Annotated in this window: 17 protein-coding genes and 2 CRISPR repeat arrays (1 of these 19 running past the window's edge); of the genes, 1 reads left to right on the top strand and 16 read right to left on the bottom strand. The window is 24.9% G+C overall.

Annotated features, from left to right (window positions below; all coding sequences use genetic code 11):
• A CRISPR array of direct repeats spans window positions 1–742; the repeat unit is 29 nt; unit sequence CTTTTTACCCCACATAGTTCAGATAAAAC (it extends 895 nt beyond the left edge of the window).
• Window positions 743–1061: 319 nt separating this feature from the next.
• The 16 genes from cas2 to CLV39_RS03000 form a co-directional block, all read right to left on the bottom strand.
• Complete coding sequence (gene cas2, locus CLV39_RS03075; RefSeq protein ID WP_121922773.1) at window positions 1062–1328, bottom strand: CRISPR-associated endonuclease Cas2; 267 nt, start codon at window positions 1326–1328, stop codon at window positions 1062–1064.
• A 2-nt stretch (window positions 1329–1330) separates the two neighbouring features.
• Window positions 1331–2326, bottom strand: coding sequence for a type I-B CRISPR-associated endonuclease Cas1b (gene cas1b, locus CLV39_RS03070; RefSeq protein ID WP_121922772.1), 996 nt, complete (start codon window positions 2324–2326; stop codon window positions 1331–1333).
• Between the two features lie 9 nt (window positions 2327–2335).
• The gene (gene cas4, locus CLV39_RS03065) at window positions 2336–2842 is read right to left on the bottom strand and encodes a CRISPR-associated protein Cas4 (protein ID WP_170145594.1); all 507 of its coding nucleotides are present in this window, start codon (window positions 2840–2842) and stop codon (window positions 2336–2338) included.
• Window positions 2842–5145, bottom strand: a complete 2304-nt coding sequence (cas3, locus tag CLV39_RS03060) for a CRISPR-associated helicase Cas3' (RefSeq protein ID WP_245960300.1) — start codon at window positions 5143–5145, stop codon at window positions 2842–2844. Before cas3 ends, cas4 begins: the two co-directional genes overlap by 1 nt.
• Window positions 5129–5860, bottom strand: a complete 732-nt coding sequence (cas5b, locus tag CLV39_RS03055; protein WP_121922769.1) for a type I-B CRISPR-associated protein Cas5b — start codon at window positions 5858–5860, stop codon at window positions 5129–5131. Before cas5b ends, cas3 begins: the two co-directional genes overlap by 17 nt.
• A 3-nt stretch (window positions 5861–5863) precedes the next feature.
• Window positions 5864–6787, bottom strand: a complete 924-nt coding sequence (gene cas7i, locus CLV39_RS03050; RefSeq protein WP_121922768.1) for a type I-B CRISPR-associated protein Cas7/Cst2/DevR — start codon at window positions 6785–6787, stop codon at window positions 5864–5866.
• Window positions 6780–8420 carry a type I-B CRISPR-associated protein Cas8b1/Cst1 gene (gene cas8a1 / locus CLV39_RS03045; protein ID WP_121922767.1) on the bottom strand — a complete coding sequence of 547 codons (1641 nt, stop codon included), beginning with the start codon at window positions 8418–8420 and terminating at the stop codon, window positions 6780–6782. Before cas8a1 ends, cas7i begins: the two co-directional genes overlap by 8 nt.
• Window positions 8420–9217, bottom strand: coding sequence for a CRISPR-associated endoribonuclease Cas6 (gene cas6, locus CLV39_RS03040; protein ID WP_121922766.1), 798 nt, complete (start codon window positions 9215–9217; stop codon window positions 8420–8422). Before cas6 ends, cas8a1 begins: the two co-directional genes overlap by 1 nt.
• A gap of 67 nt (window positions 9218–9284) precedes the next feature.
• Window positions 9285–10274 carry a type III-B CRISPR module RAMP protein Cmr6 gene (gene cmr6, locus CLV39_RS03035; RefSeq protein ID WP_121922765.1) on the bottom strand — a complete coding sequence of 330 codons (990 nt, stop codon included), beginning with the start codon at window positions 10272–10274 and terminating at the stop codon, window positions 9285–9287.
• 1 nt (window position 10275) lies between these two features.
• Complete coding sequence (cmr5, locus tag CLV39_RS03030; RefSeq protein ID WP_121922764.1) at window positions 10276–10716, bottom strand: type III-B CRISPR module-associated protein Cmr5; 441 nt, start codon at window positions 10714–10716, stop codon at window positions 10276–10278.
• Between the two features lies 1 nt (window position 10717).
• Window positions 10718–11605, bottom strand: coding sequence for a type III-B CRISPR module RAMP protein Cmr4 (gene cmr4, locus CLV39_RS03025; RefSeq protein WP_121922763.1), 888 nt, complete (start codon window positions 11603–11605; stop codon window positions 10718–10720).
• On the bottom strand, window positions 11598–12695 hold the full coding sequence (locus CLV39_RS03020; RefSeq protein ID WP_121922762.1) for a type III-B CRISPR module-associated Cmr3 family protein: 1098 nt from the start codon (window positions 12693–12695) through the stop codon (window positions 11598–11600). The genes cmr4 and CLV39_RS03020 overlap by 8 nt, the downstream gene beginning before the upstream one ends.
• Window positions 12682–14601: a type III-B CRISPR-associated protein Cas10/Cmr2 gene (gene cas10 / locus CLV39_RS03015; protein ID WP_121922761.1), complete on the bottom strand. Its 1920-nt coding sequence runs from the start codon at window positions 14599–14601 to the stop codon at window positions 12682–12684. Before cas10 ends, CLV39_RS03020 begins: the two co-directional genes overlap by 14 nt.
• On the bottom strand, window positions 14588–15526 hold the full coding sequence (gene cmr1, locus CLV39_RS03010) for a type III-B CRISPR module RAMP protein Cmr1 (protein WP_121922760.1): 939 nt from the start codon (window positions 15524–15526) through the stop codon (window positions 14588–14590). The genes cas10 and cmr1 overlap by 14 nt, the downstream gene beginning before the upstream one ends.
• Before the next feature lie 432 nt (window positions 15527–15958).
• Window positions 15959–16646: direct repeats of the CRISPR family, unit length 29 nt; unit sequence GTTTTATCTGAACTATGTGGGTTAAAAAG.
• A 117-nt stretch (window positions 16647–16763) separates the two neighbouring features.
• Window positions 16764–17147: an HIT family protein gene (locus tag CLV39_RS03005; protein WP_121922759.1), complete on the bottom strand. Its 384-nt coding sequence runs from the start codon at window positions 17145–17147 to the stop codon at window positions 16764–16766.
• On the bottom strand, window positions 17135–18235 hold the full coding sequence (locus CLV39_RS03000) for an HNH endonuclease domain-containing protein (RefSeq protein ID WP_121922758.1): 1101 nt from the start codon (window positions 18233–18235) through the stop codon (window positions 17135–17137). Before CLV39_RS03000 ends, CLV39_RS03005 begins: the two co-directional genes overlap by 13 nt.
• A gap of 204 nt (window positions 18236–18439) precedes the next feature.
• Here CLV39_RS03000 and CLV39_RS02995 point away from each other — a divergent pair, with 204 nt between their 5' ends.
• Entirely contained in the window at window positions 18440–18814 is a 375-nt protein-coding gene (locus tag CLV39_RS02995) for a hypothetical protein (RefSeq protein ID WP_121922757.1), read from the top strand.
• Window positions 18815–19235: the final 421 nt, after the last annotated feature.

The raw sequence follows: 19235 nt of genomic DNA, 5'->3' as shown, positions 1-19235 counted from the left end.
ATAGTTCAGATAAAACAGTTTGAAAACAAATTCAAAAAAAGAGAACAATACAACTTTTTACCCCACATAGTTCAGATAAAACTATCTTTTCCACCAGATAAGACAGCTCCTTTCATAAAGACTTTTTACCCCACATAGTTCAGATAAAACTTGAGCTTGGGCTGAATGTTAATGCTGAAAACAATACTTTTTACCCCACATAGTTCAGATAAAACATTAGAAGATGTTCCAGAAGATATATTTAAAAAGTCTTTTTACCCCACATAGTTCAGATAAAACCTAACTTCAAGATTAATAGAAATATTCACTCACAAAACTTTTTACCCCACATAGTTCAGATAAAACTACTGCCAGTTGGTCTTGGCTCAGTTGTGTATAAGCTTTTTACCCCACATAGTTCAGATAAAACAAAGAAAGAAAAGTTTCAAAAGAAGCTATCGAAAAAGACTTTTTACCCCACATAGTTCAGATAAAACTGAAAGAAAAGAATATACATATGATTATGATGAAGATACTTTTTACCCCACATAGTTCAGATAAAACTAATATTTAAGATAAAATACTCTTAAATCTTAATTGACCTTTTTACCCCACATAGTTCAGATAAAACAAGTCCCTCTGAATACTCTCAACTCAACCGTGTGCGACTTTTTACCCCACATAGTTCAGATAAAACAAGTGTTAAGTGGTTTGATTAGAATATTAAAAAAGGACTTTTTACCCCACATAGTTCAGATAAAACCCGTTAATTTAAGTTAATAAAAAAAATTGCTCTTGTCAAGTAATTTTGCACTTTTCAGAGGATTTAAAAATTTTTAAAAATCCTCGCAAATGATAGTAAGTTGCATCAAACCTCCAGTAATGCAAATATATTTTCTGTTATATTCTCGCAAATTATTACAAAAAGCCAACTTACACAGAAATATATTTTCTATTCAAAATGCAACTACATATCAAAATTTGTTATGTATTTTCATAAAAAGTTATAAAAAAACAAAATCTGAACTAAATGGGACCCCTACCTATTCTATTTCCAAGTAGCCTTGCAAATTAATTATACCTTAAAGAATATTATCCATATAATTTTTTTCTATTCCTATTACTTTCTTTACTATATTTTTCGGATTTTTAACTTCAAAAAAATATATGCTATCCTCTTCAAAATTTATTATATCAAAAATTTCTGATTTGCACTTTTCAAGTTTTCCTTCTGATATTTCCCCTTCAAAAGTAGAAAGCTGACACCAATAAAGATATTTCTTTAAAACTTTTCTTACTTTGTTCAATCTTTTATCATCTGTAATATCATAAGTGACAATTACATACATTATTACCACCAAGCTTTAAAAGGTTTGTAATCTTCATCTTCAATAAAATGTTTTATAAGCTTATAGCATTCAAGTCTTATTAACTGTTTATACGATACTTTTCTTTTTAGTTTTCTATGTTTTATAGTTTTTGCAAGCTTTTCTTCATAAGCTTTAAGAAATTTTTTTCTTCCTTCTTCATTTAGGTATGCATAGTTTAAATCAGTATCAAAATCATTTAAAGAAATAACTTGATTATTTATCAAAGAAAATATTATAGGATCAACTATAAATGGTTTGAAAATTTCTGCTAAATCTAAGGATAATGAAAATCTTTTTTCTTGTGGTGAATGTAAATAGCTAATTGTTGGTTCTAACTGGGTTCTGTAAATCTCTGTTAATACTGTGTTATACATTAATGTATTTCCAAAACTAATTAATGCATTTATCGGATTTGATGGTGGTCTTTTATCTCTTTTTTCTATATAAAAATTTTCATTTTCTATTATTTTGTTAAAAAGCTGATAATATTTATCTCTTATATTACCTTCAATTGCCATTAGTTCTTCTGGTGTTTTTGTTTTAAATATTTTTGGAAATAGCTCTTTTTCTATATCTTGATAATCATCTTTATTAATTCCATTTTTTCTTAAATTTCTTAAAATATGATAGACTGCCCCTTCTATAAAAGAAATTGCTAAATATTGCCTTTTTTGATTATCTATATGATGTTTTACTTGTTCTACTATAAGACTTCCTGATACATTTTTTTTACGAGGTAAAAAAGAACCTGAATAATATCCATAATAATTAAATATATGAAGAGGTATATCATTTTGAGCTAAAAAGTTTAATGCTTTTGTGTTTATATTAATTTCTCCAAAAATATAGATTGAATCTATATCATTTATTGGTAATGCTTTTTTCTCTATTTCTCCATCTATTTCTCTTTCAAAGTATAATGTGTTTTCTTTTCTTCTTATTCTACCATTTGAGTTTATATAAAATCTTCTTGCCATTTAAAACCTCTATGCATAACAAAATTCAAAATATGAGCATTTTTTGCATATAGGTGAATTAATTACTGGTGGTGGTTTTTCTGATTTTAAAATTTTATTTATTTCAATTAATGTTTTCTCAATTTCTTTTTCATCTTTTTCTGTTAATTCTAAAAATTCTCTTTTTCTTAATCTTGGATAGTTTATTATTCCTTTTTTATTTATTCCAAGTTTTTTTAAGTAATAAAGATAATATAAAATCTGCATTTTATCTGCTAATGCCATTTTGTCTGACAATTTTACTTCTCTAATGTTTAAATTATCAACTATATCAATAGATATAAGATTATCTATTAAAACTTCTTTTGGTTTGTCTCTTTTATAACTTTCTTGATGAACAATTTGACCTAATATCATTCTATCTGAAAGTTCCATAGATATTTTTCTATCAAAAAGCCAAAGCTTTCTTTTACAAACATAGTAATAATTAATTTTTATTCCATTTGTTTTAAGTTCTTCAAAATTTATATCTTCCATTATAAAATCTCTCCAAGTTCTGCTTTTTCTTTGTCTATTCTAAGTCCAAGTTCATTATCGTAATCAATATTTACTGAAAATATTTTTTGTCTTATTTTGGAAGATGTTATCAATGTAGGTTTTTCTTTTATTCTAAAGAAAGGCACACTTAAAGTAAAAGAGTTTAATTTTTGTATATTTAAAAGTTTTTCTATTTTGTTTGTGCTTTTATCTAATATTTTTTCAATTAAATTTTCTATTAAGTCAAGATTTTCCTGATATACTTTTTCTGGTATAACATCTACATTTAATATTTCTCTAAAAATTCTTTGAGCTTCTGATTTGCTTTCTGACTCATAACCATATTCTAAAAGTTTTAAGTTTTTTTCAAAGGTTTTATAAAAGTTTGTATCTTTAATCTTTTTTATATCAAATACTTCCTCTATAAGATTTTGTTTTTCTTCATCTGATAGTATTTTTTCATTATATTTTTGTAAAGCATCTTTTGTTAGATTTACTATATCTTTATTGTAAATTTTTCCTTTGTCTGAAGGGTTTTCTGTTAGGATATAAATATTAGGTTTATCTTCTTCTGTTATAGTTCTCCCTTCTTTTCTATAAATTCTTCCTATTCTTTGTATTAATGAGTCAAGAGTTGCTATTTCTGTAAATAAAACATCATAATCAATATCAAGAGATGCTTCTACAAGCTGTGTTGTTATCCATATTACAGGCTGGTCTTTTTCAAAATCTGCTTTTATCTGTTTTTCTTTTTCTGCTCTGTCTTTTTTTATAAATAATGAATGAAGTAGTTTTATATTTGCATTATCCATAGATATTTCTTTTAATCTTTTGTAAATCTCTTGGGATTTTTTTACTGTATTTGAAATAATTAAAACTTTCTTTCCTTCATTGTATAAATCTAATATTTTATTTAAAATCTTTTCATCATCTATACTTGTATCAAGCAATTTAATTTTATGTTTTTTTCTTTTATCAAATACAGCTTCAAGCTGTATTAAATTATCAATATCTTTTAAATACTCTTTTATAAATGGGTGTATTGTAGCACTCATTAAGCAAAATTTACCACCAAGCTTTGATATTTCTTGAAGTCCTTTTATTATTATTGCTAATGTATCTGGTGAATAGCTTTGAGGCTCATCTAAAACTATTTTAGAGTAGCTTAAAGTAGCATATATTTTTTCAAATCCTGGATATTTTAAAACAGAAGTAAATAACTGGTCTGCTGTAGAAATTGTAATAGGCATTGAAAACTGACGAGTTGTTTGAGTTCTTATAATATGTTCTTCTATTTCTAAATCTTTTTCTTCTTTTTCTAAGGATTTAAGTCCATAAAAAATTGAGTCAGAATGTAAAAGTCCTATTTTTTCTTTATCTTCTTCAAAAACTTCTTTAAATCTTTCATACATAGCGTTTACAGAAACTCTAACTGGAAGGGTATAAAATGCTTTATTATCTCCTATCCAATTAATAGCAAACTCTGTTTTTCCCATTCCTGTTGAGGCTGTTAGTAAGACATTTTTATCTCTTAAATCTTTTGCTTTTTCTTGGAATGGTTTTAAAGTGGAATTTTTCTTATTTTTTATAAAAAAGTGTAGATTTTGTTCTACATTGTATATTCTTTCTTCTTCTACTGGTAAATGGGCTGATGCACTATGGTCTATTCTGTGTAATAAACCTTTTAATAAAATGAAAAATTTATCTTTTTTTAAATCTTTTACTTTAGAATTTGAATTATTCTTATACTCTGTTATTTTGCTAAAAAGTATATCTGCTTTTTCTACATTTATATTTTCAATTTTTATTCCGTAATTTTTTAACCAGTTTAAAAATCCAATTTTTTTAGATATATCTTTTTCTAAAACTTCTTTTAAATAATCTTCTGTAAAATCTATGTTTCTATCGTGGTGGAATACTACTGCATAAAATATAGACTTGCGATAGTCTTTTAAGCCAAGTTCTTTTAGTAGTTTTTTTATATCATCTGAATAGAAAACTATTCCTGATAAATAGTTATGTGGAATTTCCTTTTTTAAATCTTTTGGGATTTCTTGTTTTTCTTTTAAAATTTTCTTTATTTTATTTTGAAATAATGATGATATTTTTCCTATATCGTGAAATAAACAAGCAAGTTTTAAACTTTCCCAAAATTTTTCATCTGTGTTTATATCTTTTTCATATAGTTTTCTTAATCTTTTAAGTTCATTTAAAAGGTTTTCAGTATGTTCTTTTAAGGTTTCAGGAATTGGTTTTCCTTCTTGGAAGTATATCTTTGCATATACTTCATTCAACTTTATCACCTATTAAATCTATAATTCTATTTTCTTCTTTATCAAATAATGCCTCACCTTCTTCTAAGGTTCCATTATCTACATAAACAACATCTTTTTTTTCAAAATATCTAATACCTGTTTTTTCTAAAAGTTCTTTATCATATTTAAAGTTCATTCTGTAATGGATACCATCTAATTTAAAATTTTCTGCTGTATCTTTATTAAGATAAATTCCATATTTTATAGAATGTTCGTCATCGTAAAAATCAATTATTTCAGGCTCTATAATTTTTAATTCATCAATTCTTAATAAATCTTCATATCTACCTAAGGATGGGTAGTCTAATTTAAAAATATTTTCAATAAATCTATTTAGAAATTTTTCTTCTGCTTTTATATAGATATTAAGCTTTACATCAAAAATATTTGCTACATAGGTTGGTGATTTAGATAATACTTTATTAAAGCCTTCTAAAATAGGTTTTCCTTTTGCGTTGCTTTTTCTATCAAACTTTATTAAGGTTTGTAAATCTTGAATTACAGATGAAGATACTCCTTGAATACTCATAGCCATTGGAATGTAATGTCTATTTTCATCTTTATTTTTATTCCAAACTATATAATGAAACCAACCTCTAATTGTTGAAAGAGGGGGAAGGGGATAAGTATCCCAGTAGTTAAAACTCATAGGTTTTCTATAATTTGCAAAAAGCTGATAAGCTTTTATTCTTAAAAGCTTCATTTTTTAAGCTCCATAATATTCATTAACTTTTTGTTTTAAAGTTTCAAAGAAATCATTTACATTAAAGATCTGATTTGCTGGTAAAAGATTTTTTATTTCTTGCTCATTATCAAAATATCCTTCTATTAAACCTATATAAGTATTATCTTTAATAAACTTACCATTGAAGCTCATATTTAATACTGAAGATATAATTGTTGGTTCTACTGAGTATTTTCTACTTTCTTTGTTGTAATTTATTTTTAGTCTTCCTAAGAAAAATGGATTTTTTACATCATAAACTCCACCTATTGCAAAAAGAGGGTTTAAGCTTTCCATTCTACCTTTTATATTTCTGTTTAAAACTTTTAAAACATCAAGTAGCATATTTACTCTTCTTGCTTTTTCTTGAGGTTCTAAGTCTATATCATCATTTTCATCTTTCCCAACTCTATCAAGCTCTACAGTGATTGTATATGTATATAAAGATGATTGATGTTCAAACTGGAATGGATTTGGATTTGCTCCTGCTCTTTGGGCAAAATTCAGATTTGTTCCAAACTCAATATCCAAATTCATTGGTTCTAATGCTACTGCTGGGGATATTCTAACAACTGCTGGTCTTGTTAATGAGCCTTTATCTTTTTCTGTTTTCATATATCCAAAAAGGTCTGCTTCAATATAATCTTTAATATTTGCATCTGGTTTAAACTGAACAACTTCATTTTGAGCTGTTAATGGGTCTTCCTTGTCATCAATATTAAATATCTCTTTTAACATTCTGTAAATATCGTATCTTATAGCTTGTCTTGATTCATAAGAGTATAACTGTCCACTTCTGGATAGTTTTTTCAGTTCTGAGATATTTCCTATTCCTTCTCCGTAGTTTAAGCTCATTGCATCAAAAATAATTGAAACTGTTAATCCTTTTGGTGCTAAATTACTCATTATTTAATCCCTCCTTATTTAATTCTTTTCCAAGAAATCCATTTAAAAAGCTATATCCAAGTGGATATAATAAATTTTTATCTGATATTGTTTTTACAAAACTTGATGGTATTTCTTCTTCAAAAGCCATATAAGTTCTTATTAAAATATCCATAAACTGATTTGTATTTCCTACTCTTAATGCATTTAAAAGTTTGTAAGCTATAGACTGGATTTTATTTTCTGCATTTTTATCTTTTAACTTTTTAGCAAGCTGTGCACCTTTGTTATAAACAAACCAAAGTTCATTATTTGAAATATCCATACTCCTTCCTCCAAATATAATTTTTTCTAAAAAATCCTTTATTAAAAGATTTAAAATCTGCATTTGATAAGGATTAATATTTGTCTTGTAATACACAGAATTATTAACTTTTTTTAAGTAAATTCTTAATAAATTATTCAAAAATTCATAAGAAAGACTATTATCTAAAATTTTCTCTAATATTTGAGGAAGTATTGAAAATCTTTCATTTTTTATTTCATAAAAGGTTTTAGATAACTTTTTTAAATCTTCTTTATTTTTTTGTAAATATTCTGCTTTTTCTTTTGAAATATTAAAAGAATAAATTTTTGGCATAGTATCACTGTTTAGATCAAGTTCTATAACTACTGTATTTGCTAAAAAGTATCTTGCTTTTTCTGATTGAGACATTAAAACAAGTTCTGTAAAGAAATCTATAAATTTATTTTCTGAAATATCAGTTGTTAATTTCTGTTCTAATATTAAATTTTCTTTTAATAAATTTTCTATTGAAGTATCTGAATTTACAAAATAATATACAGGTTTATTATCCTTTCTAAAAGGTGTTAAACCTGCAAAATATGAAAAGTATATAATTTCACATATCTCACATAAAGGAAGTTTTGAATTAAAATTCCATACAAAATTTATACTATCTGGGTTTAATCCATAAAATTTTGAAATTCCTGTATCAAATATAGTATCTTTTTTTGCCTGTCTTATTGAGCAGTTTATACATTTATATTTTTTGTCTTTCTTATTTTTGTTTTCTAATAAAGTTTCTTCAAAATCTTTTTGGAATTTTTGAAATCTATTTTTATTTACTGATAAATTTAAAAAACTTTTTTGTCCATAAATCCCTCTTAAGTATATTTGCACATCAGTTTCCCAAAATTCTTCTTTATCTTCTTTTAAAATTTTTAAAGCATTTTTCAGAAAGTTTGTAAGTTGAGTTAAATCTTTTTTAACTATGTTTTTAGAAGGTAATTTCCCTAATTTTTTCTTCAAGAGGCTAAAGCCTGATAGTATTTTATTTAGTCTTGTATGTATTTCAGATATTATTTCCTCTTTTGGATTTTCAAGACTTTCTAAATCTTTTAAATATTCATTAAATAATGAAACTATATGATCATATCTTCCATATTGGTTAAATGCATAATCAAAATATCTTTTTGCAAATCCATCAAATATTTTTCTATCAAACTCTATATAGTTTTCCCCTATCTTTAATAAATTTTCATCTTTAGATTTTAATTCGTGATTTTTAACATCCCATAAATGAGAATTTATCTTTAAAAATCCTATAATTCCTGCATTATAAAGCCAATCTCCTAAATAAACCCTCTCCATTATCCTAATACCTCCACCATTCCAAAGCCTTGTCCTGTTCTATTTCCTATACCTATTTTGTATAAAATTTCTAAATCTTTTGGATGTCCGGAGAGCTTGAATATTCCTGAATTTCCTGTTAGATACATTATTGGTTTTCCTGTTTTTTCTCTAAAATCTTTTAAAGTATGTTTTACTACTTGTTTTTGCATTTTTATTGGCTCAAATCTTAAAGGTTTTTCTAATCCTTTTCCTTTTATATGTGGTGATTTTAAGATTCTGTTTGATATTTCATTTAAATGAGATTCAAAATTTTTATCATCAAAAAGAACTGGATTATCTTCTTTGTCTTCTATTATTATTGGTGAATTAGTTTTAAAAATAATTACATCGTTTTTGATAGGTCTTTCATTTAAAGAGTAAACATTTTTTATGTAAAACTTGATTTTTTCTCCATTTACTAAACTATAATTTCCATAACTAAAATCAAAAGTTTTTAATCTTTTCAATCCATTAAATAAGCTTATTATAAATCTATAATCATATGCTGAAATATATAAATTTAATGGTTGATTATCAAAATAAAAAACTAAATCTTCTATCTGGAATTTTTCATCTATTTGGATTGTTTCTTTTTTTATTTCTTTTTTCTTTGGAATTACAAGGTTAAAACAGAAAGGCTTTGTTATTTTATTGTTGTATAAAAATTCTTTGTAATCTTTATCTGATTTTTTTAAAGCTTCTTTAATAAGAGATATTATCCTATGACGATAAATTATAGGAAGTTTATTAGTTTGAATAGTTATTTTTATTCTCATTGAACCCCTCTTTAGATTTTATCTATGTTCTATTAACGAAAAAAATCTTAATTTCTGACTTTTTTGTTTATTCTAATATTCCATATCCTAAGGATGTTTTTGCTCCTATTCCTATTTTTTCAAAAGCTTCTTGTAGGTCTATTCTTAATTTTTCTAAATCTCTATCATAACTTTCAGCATTTTTAAAGTAAAAATTAAAAGTTGTTCCTTCTGGAATAGCTAAAAATGTTATTGGTGTTGGATTTTGCCAGTCTGCTGGTGGCTCTGGATTTTTATCATTTGTATAATAATTAGGATAATGGGGGTTCATAATATCTACATCAAATCCTTCAAATTTCTCCGGATATGCATCTAAGATTATTAATTTTCCTTTTTGATTTTGGTTTCCAAAAATTTCAATAATTTTCTTTTCTTCTTCTGATATATTTTCCTCTGGTTTACCTTTATAATCATCAATTCTGGTTTCTATTTCCTTATATTTTTCTTCATCCCAATTTGCTAATTTCCAAATTCTGTAAGCTCTCAGAACTCCTTTTATAGCTGACGATGGAATATAAGGAATTCCATAAATATGATGAAGTTTTATAGAGGTTTCTAAAACAGAAGATATACCAAGACCAATTATTAGTCTTGATTTAGTTGTTAACTGATAAGAACAATCAGATGAATTTTTTTGCCTTTCTTTAATTTTTTCCAAAATTTTATTTAAATTTTTATTCCCATTTCCTTTTATTAAATAATTTCTATAATTTTCAACTCTTTCTTTTGTGTTTTCTACAACTTCCTTTTCAAAATTTTTACTATTTATCTTAAATCTATTTCTTCTATAGTTTATTTCAAAAACCTTCTTCAAAGCCTCATTATAAACTTCATCATCTTTTATAAAACTTATGTAATTTATTGCTTTTATAAATGAGATTTCATTTGCATTTAATTTATTTTTATTAAAAGTTAAAAAATCTAAATATTTATTTAACAATAAAGATATATTATCTATATGATTAAAATTTTTCAAAATTTGACTGGTTTCTTTAGGGACTACTTTTCTTGTTTCCATCTTATTGTTCCTCACTCTTTAGCATTGAACTTGCAAATCTTCTAAGCCAGTTTAAAAGTCTTAAACTCTCTTCAGTTGCAAAAATATAGGTTTGTGTATCTGCTTGTAATACTAATGGATTTAAAATCTGATCTATTTTTTCTTTTATTTTTCCTAAATTATCTAAGGATATATCTTCAATTTCTTGATTGAAAATCTTTATATCAAATTCATTAAATAGCCAGTTGGAAATTGTATATATTGTAGCCAAATGGTGATCTTTTCCTTTAGAAAATAGAAAAGCAAAAGAATTACCAAGTCCATTAGTTAATATTAAAGTTGGCATTTTTGATATTAGAGAGTTAAAATCCTTTTCATAATTTTTACCTTTTATTTTATTTATCATATCAAATGCATATTTTGCTCTTTTTTGCTCTAATGTTTGATTTTCTTTAGTATTCATTTTATCCCTCCTTAATATAAACCTTAGTAAATCCTCTGCCTAAAGTTTCATCTCCACCAAATTGGAAAACCTTTTTATCAATAAAATTCTTTACTTTATTTAAATTTTTTTCTTTTTCTGTTCTTGAAAAGATAGCATTATAAAAAACAGTTTCTGCCGGTACTAATTCTTCATACCATAAACTACCTGTCTTAACTGTTCCTGTTGTTTGATCTATTCTTGTTCTTGCATTTACTTCTGTATGATTTTTTACAAAATATTTAAAGTTATCATCAGAAAGGATTATTATTTTTTCTTTTTCTATATCTTTTTGTAAATCCTGAGGAAGATTTTTATGAATATTTTCTATTACATCTGAATTTTCATTATTATTTTTAACTTTAAAACTAAGCTCTTCTAAAACTACATATTTTTTATTTCCATTTCCAATTGTTATTTTATCCCCAATAGCTATTGCTTCATCTTTTTTAATATCAATTTCTCCAAAATTATCTAAGCCTATATCCCTTGAAAATCTTTTTAAAACTAATGGACAAGTTATCCAAGCGAAAACACCTTTTACTGATTTAACCGGAAATAATAATATTTTTCCATCTGTAAAGATGATATCTCCTTCTTGATCTCCATCTCCGAAAATCTCAAAAAATTCTTTACATATTGTTTTTTCCTTTTTACAATCTTCAAGTTTTTCTGGAAATTCTTCAGGTGTGAAATTTGATTCTTTCAATCCATACTCCGCTCTTATTACCCCTTTAATAGCTGTTGATGGCATTACTGGATAATCAGTATGTGCTTCTCTTTGAATTGGCAAATCAATAACATCTAAGGTTGTTCCACTTCCAATATGTAATGGTGTATGGCAGTGGTAAAAAGCTATTTTTTTACTCATTTTTTCCCTCCAAGTTTACTGCTAATATAATAGATAATCCAAATCCTATTGGAAATTTTTTATCAAAAAATGGATATTCATTTACAAAAAATGATGGTTTTAGCCAATATTTATTAAATATCTCACCTAAATTATTTTTATCTTCTAATTTATAATAAAAGACAGAACCTTCTGGAATAATTTTAAACATTCTACTTGGATATTTATCTCTTTTATCTTTGTAAATATTTATCCAACTGCTGTAATTTATTACTGGATATGAAACCTGTAAGATAAGTTTAGCTCCTTCTATTTCAGGAATAGCATTGGTAGGTGTTAATAAAACTATTTTAAAAAATCCTGTTTCATTGATTTTTTCCATTATCTTATTTTTTTCTTTTTCAAATTCTTCTCTATAGTCAATATCCTCATCAACTATAGATATTTTACTTTCTCCCCCTAAGGTTAAAAATTCTATACTTTTTATTTTTTCTTTATATTTATCATTTTTTAGCTTTACTACTAATGAAACATCTTCTTTAAATCTAATAAAATCTTGAAAGTATAAGAATCCTTCTTTTGTATTTCTTGTTTTTCTATCTAATGCTATTCCTACTCTTGACTCAACATCATATAATTTTGCAAATGTTAATTTTTTATTTTGCTTTCCTTTATCATTTTTATTATTATCTTTGTTTTCATCTTTTAATAAGTAAGATAATAAATCTTTTAAAGATATATATTCGTTTATAGATTCTGTTTTTCTTTCTTCTTCATAATCTAAAATATATTCTATATCTTGGTCTAAGTTTGAGTAAAACTCTCCTTCTAATTTTTTCAGTTTTGGAAATTTTATTTCGCCTGTATTTTTTACTTTTAATATATCTGCCGGTGTTTTAAAAAATACTTCTCCATTCTTTTTAAAAGCTAAAAATTCTATGCTACTTTCTGAAAATTCTGAATTTTCTTTAAAAGTTAATATTTTATTAACTGCAGATACTACAGGAATAGGATTTAAAAAGAATCTTCCCTGTCTAAAATTTTGCTGTGAGGCATTAAAAGGTTTTCCATCTCCAAAAATTAATAAATCGTATGGTTTAAGCTGTAGCATGGCTTACTTCCTTTACTGTATTTGATTTTATGAATTTTGCCATTTTTATTCTGTATGAAAAATCTTTTATAGTTGTTTCATAATCTGTTAAATCAATTAATAACTGCTTTATTTCATCTTTTAAATTTTTCTTCTTCATTAAGTATGTAGCAAGTTCCATTACTAAATTTTTATCATAACTTTTATCATCAAAAGAACTTACCAACTCATAATATTGAGTTGCTAAAGTAGCTGGTATTTTTTCTGCTTTTTCTACAAGATTATTAAATGTTTCTATTTGATCCCATTTTAAAGAAGTTTCTGCAAAAGAATAAGAATGTTTTATATATTTAATATGTATCTGATTTTTGCCATCTTTTTTAGCTTTTGATTCTGCATTTCGCACTTCTGATAATACATAATTAAGTGGAAGCCTATGATGAGCTAATATAAGTCCTGCGCTCATTGTAAAATGATAATCTAAATCCTTTTCATTTGGAAAATATTTATCTTTTATCTTTTTATTTAAATCTTGATTAAATTCTTTTTGAATTTCATTAGCACAATCTAAAGCTGACTGAACTGGCAATAAAGCTAAAACATCATCTCCACCTGCATAAACAAGAAAACCTTTATGATTTTTTTCAACTATACCTTTTACTTTTTTAGTAAATTCTGAAAGATATTTACTAAGTTCTTTTTGTTTTTCTTCTGTTTCTAATTTGGAAATTTTTTTACCCATATTATCGCCATCCATAAGTAAGACTGCATAATGATATATAGGTTTAAAATCTTTATCTTTATAGAACTCTTCTAATCGTTTCTTAATTTCTTTTAATATATTCTTTTTATTTTCATCTTGTTCCTGCTTTATGTAGTTTTCCCAAGTAATTGGCATTAGCCATTCACCATCTAATTTGGATATATCTTTATTTTTGATGGCAGAAGTTATATTTTGATTATCTTCATATAAATCTTTTCCCAAATCTAATATGTTAAGTATTTCTTCTTGATAATTTTTCTTAACTATTTCTTTAACAAATTTCATAGAAATATCACTTGTAGATGGTATATTATCAGTTTTATTGAGAGTATCTTTTAAAAATCTTTTTCCAAGACAAAAGCCGCAAAGCCTTTCATTTTCTTCTATTAAGATGGAATATTTTTTATTTAAAAATTCCCAAAATTCTTTTCCTGTAAAATCTTTTTCTGTAGCTCCAAGAATGAATCTTTCACCACAGATAGAGCATTTATAAGCTCCTCTAATTAATGCAGGTTTTATTTCATTTGTTATCTGCATATAATCTTTATAATTTTTATTATCAGGAAATAGGTTATTTTCTTTGCTTATTAACTCAAAACTTTCAATTTTATCTAACTCTTTAAATTTAAAACCTTTTAATGTAGCTATATATTTTGATAATTCTTTTCTACTTTCTGAATAATTTGTTAATTTTGTTGCACCTATTATTAGATTTAAAGAATTTTCTATTTGAAATTCTGCTAAATTTTTAATGTTTTCAGTTAGATAATTTTTTTCTTCTAACTTCTCATATACTTCACTAATGCCTTTATTTTTTTGATTATTATTTCCAAGAAGAACTTTTATTAAATGCTTTTTAAAAGAATTTTGTATACAACCTATTACATCTTTTATTTGATTTTTATCTTGAATATCTATTGTAAATATGACAATATTAGTGATGTCTGCAGTAAAACTGTTTTCAATATCTTTTTTTATTAAATCTTCATGAGGGATAATAAATTTAGTAGAGCTATATTTTCCTGCCAAATCTTTTAATGTATTTTTCAAAATATATGAAATTAAAAAACTTCCGGCCCATAAATCTGCAGTTTTCCTTGAAGCTTCTACCAATTTTTGAACAGATGGTATTGTTATTTGGAAAAGGTATTTATCTGTTTTCATTTTTTACCCCAAAATTATCTTTTAATTTTTCTATTACTTCTTCTGTCCCTTTTTGCCAATTTTTATAAAATTTATCTTTATCTTCATTAAACCTTCCAAAACAGTTCTTATCTTTATAAAAAAAGGAAAATATAAAAATTTTATTGTTATATATAGAAAAATTTATAAGTGAACCTTGTCTTTTTTTTGCAGAACCAAGCAAACAAGAATAATCACTTTTACTTTCTATTTCGTGAATTACATTCTCATAAACTTTTTTTAAAAATTCTTCATAATTTAATGATTGTCTAAAAGGTTTTTTTAAAGGAATACTAAAAACCTTATAAACTTTTTTAGGCTTTTTAGCTAAAACTGGGAATAAAGGTACGTCTATATCCTTTTCACTTTCGTTAAATAAAGCTTTACAAATATTATCTATTTTTTCTACTTCTTCTGATAGAGAAAATTTTTCTAATTCAAGATTACCATTGAATCTATTTTTTCTATAACCTATACCTATTAAAGAAGCTACATTTAATAATGCTTTAAAAAAATCTAAACTTTCTTGTATAGATATATCTTTGTTTATTGGCCTTTTAACTTGAATTTTTAAATCAAATTTACTATTTGGACTTATCATATCTCTTTTATTTTTAAATCCATTTTTATGTGGAAGTAAAGCAATTTTTTTAATATCTAAAGATTGATTTTTTACTATTAATGAAAAAATACTTTTTTGATTTGTACTACCGAAAATTAAGCTTTCTTTTTCTTTTAATTTTATTAAACCTTCTTTATTATGTTCTATATATTTTCCTGCGACAAGTCTAAAGGCAAATCTCATTATTGCTTTTATTTCGGAAGGACGAATGCCATCATTTTGAGAAAAAGCTCCTCCCATCAATGTTGGAGTTATTGTTTTTACTGTTAATGTTATTTCTTTCATATCCCACTCCACTAATATTTTCTACTATTTATAAACGAATTTTATTTTTATTTCTGACTTTATTCTTTTATTTTCTTTTTTAATTTGTTATACTATATAAAAAATTAAATTGCAAGTTTTTTAGATATTCATTGGCTACTTGGAAATAGAATAAGTAGTCCCATTTAGTTCAGATTTTGTTTTTTTATTAACTTTTTATGAAAATACATAACAAATTTTGATATGTAGTTGCATTTTGAATAGAAAATATATTTTTGTGTAAGCTGGCTTTTTATAATAACTTGCGAGAATATAATAGAAAATATATTTGCATTACTGGAGGTTTGATGCAACTTACTATCATTTGCGAGGATTTTTAAAAATTTTTAAATCCTCTGAAAAGTGCAAAACTACTTGACAAGAGCAATTTTTTTTATTAACCTAAATTAACGGGTTTTATCTGAACTATGTGGGTTAAAAAGCCAGTTAAAAAAATAGCAGTATTTGCACCAGCAACGTTTTATCTGAACTATGTGGGTTAAAAAGTTCATCTTTAATAGAGCTTTGTAAGAAATATCCAGGTTTTATCTGAACTATGTGGGTTAAAAAGTTTGTTCTACCAATGTGTCTTTTAATTTCTTTAAAATAAGTTTTATCTGAACTATGTGGGTTAAAAAGTTCTAAAATACTTTTTAATCTTTCCTTCCTATCATGTTGTTTTATCTGAACTATGTGGGTTAAAAAGATAAATCAAAATAGTTTTTATATAACAGCTTTGGAGTTTTATCTGAACTATGTGGGTTAAAAAGTAGTTTCATCTACTAAGTTCCATTTTCCTAAGAACGGTTCGTTTTATCTGAACTATGTGGGTTAAAAAGTGTATTGAAGTCCTTATATTATCTTTTCCTTCTATCTGGTTTTATCTGAACTATGTGGGTTAAAAAGATAAATCAAAATAGTTTTTATATAACAGCTTTGGAGTTTTATCTGAACTATGTGGGTTAAAAAGCCTTAAATTTTGTAATTTCTTTTAAATGATACACATTGTTTTATCTGAACTATGTGGGGTAAAAAGCTACTGATGAGAAGATTACATAAACAAGAATAGAAGTGTTTTATCTGAACTATGTGGGTTAAAAAGGCGGATAAAGGAGTAGTAGGTTCGTTTTCTTTTATAGTCTGGTTTTATATGTAAAAAATGTTTGTATCTCTTTGGTTTAGAAATAAACGATTTAAAACCTTATTTATAAAATTGAAATCAATAAGCCATTTTACCTGGAATAACTCCTCTTACTCCACCTTTAGGATTTTCCATATCTCCTTTATATCTTGGAATAAGATGAATATGTACATGAAAAATTGTCTGACCTGCATATTTCCCTATATTAACTCCTATGTTATATCCATCTGGTTTAAATTTTTTATCTAAAAATTCCTTTGCTTCATCTATCAAATCTAATATACTTACTTTTTCTTCCTTAGTAGCATCAAAATAATTATCAAAATGCCTAAATGGAATAATAAGCATATGTCCTTTATTAACAGGATATTTATCAAATATTGCATAACAATGCTTATTTTGAATGATTATATTTTCATTTGACATATTACAAAAAGGACATTTTTCATTTATGGTTTCCATGGTTCATAACCTCTATCTATTAGAAATTCTGCCCTTTGTTTTAATTTATCTATTGCATTATTAAAAAGACTTTTTTCTGATGTTGGAATATTTATTCTTCCTGTTAAACCTATTTCCACTTCTTTTTTAAATCTATCTTTATATTCTTTTAAAAGTAAATTCCAGTAGTATTTTATTTGATTTTTTCTAGATTCTATTAATGATGGCGTTGGAACCATATCACTTTTTTTTCTATTTATTTGCGAATGGGCAGGTAGTAAATTCCATAAATCATTAATATATGTAATAGAATAAGGTAAAGCATGGTCAACTTCGTAATTTTTCTTTGTTAGTTTTTTATTTGTCCATACACATCTTAAATTTTTTATATACTTGTCATAAACTTTTTTAGCATCATAAACATCTCTTTCTATTTCTTCTTTACTCTTAAGTAGTAATGATATTATTTCTTCTTGATTTAATGAATTATCTATATTTTTTGAAAATTTTGCCCATTTAAAAATTATAGACTCTGTTCCATTTATAAAAGACCCAAATTCTTTTAATAAAATATATAGATTTTTATCAAATTTTATATAACCATAATTATTTATTAGATATTCTTTAATGTTTAAATCCTTACTTTTTACCTTTAAGTTAGGATTTTCATATCTAAATATTGAATATTTTGTTTTATTGGTGGTATATCCTAAATGTTTCATTGGACCAGTATAAATAGCAGTTTTTATTTTAGTGAATAGTTTCTTTATTTCTTTGAAATTAACTTTTGAATGTCTATAATCATTATAAAACTGTAAAAATCCACCATTATTTTTGTATTTTTCAATGAAATATTCTAATTCTTTTCTAAAGGTTAAAGCTTTTTTTCCATAGATTTGAGGAATATTATTTTCTATTAACGGGTAGTAATAAAATATCCATTTTTCAATTAGTAAACCTAAAGGAAAGGATACTTCTTCCTCTGTTTCTAATTTTAAATGATCATACTCTTGGATTATTTCAATAATTCCTCTTAATAATGCAAACTTATAAGATGCATATTTTGATTCTCTTTCTATAAATCTTCTTAAAAATTTAGCTTCTTGCATATTTGTCTCTTTCAAAAAATATCCAAAATTTTATCATCTTAAAATTAAAATTTTTATCTGTTCTTAAAATTTAATACTAATTTGGATTAGATTTATACTAAATAAATAACTTTTGTTAAACAAAAGCAAGAGTAATATTGTCAGAATTTATCTATTTCTGTAGTTTATAGATATTAGATACCTTCTGAGAGAGGTTCTTTTAGTATGGATACTTTTTGGTTAATATTTTTAGGTTTTATAGGTGCCTTATTTATTTTATCTTTATTCAGTCAAGATTCAGAAGAAAACACAGATTATCAAGATGAAACAGATTACCAAAATGAAACTTATTATCAAGATGAAGATGAAGATGAATATCTATATAATCAAAATGCAACCTATGCTGATGATGATTTTTTATCTTCAACCTCTTATTTTTCTGATGATGATTATGATGATTATCTTACCGATCCTGCTTATTGCCATCTTGCTTCCAATATATATCATGATATTTGCTACGATGATGATCTTTGGAATGATGATTTTTTGAATAATGATTGGGATGATACTTGGAATAATAGTTGGGATGATGATTACTAAAAATTGTCAAAAAATACAAAATGAAATTTTTTTATAAAATATCACTTTTAAAACTATCAAAATATATATTTCCAAAATGAAAAAACTAAAAATTAAAGGAGATTATAAAGAACATTGGTAATCATTTAAAAATAAGTTCATTGTTGAATTTAGAAAGTCGCAATACCTTCAGAAAGTTGGGTAATTGCAAGAGATCCTATACAACCCTAGTTATATTTAAGATACTAAATAACCAAAAGCTCTATAAGTTAACCTTAAATATTCTTTTTAAATTTTTGTTTTTAAAAACAAAATCAAGGTTTTATACAGGTTTACTGAAAAAGACTTTTTTTACATATAGAAAAATATATAAAGTTTTATTAAAACTTTACTTTCTGTATAATATTTGAAAATATAAAATTAGGAATTTAGCTATGCTAAA

The organism is Hydrogenothermus marinus, from assembly GCF_003688665.1.
In the GTDB taxonomy this organism is placed as follows: domain Bacteria; phylum Aquificota; class Aquificia; order Aquificales; family Hydrogenothermaceae; genus Hydrogenothermus; species Hydrogenothermus marinus.
The sequence above is the reverse complement of the archived record's forward strand: the minus strand, read 5'-3'. Positions and strand labels throughout refer to the sequence as shown.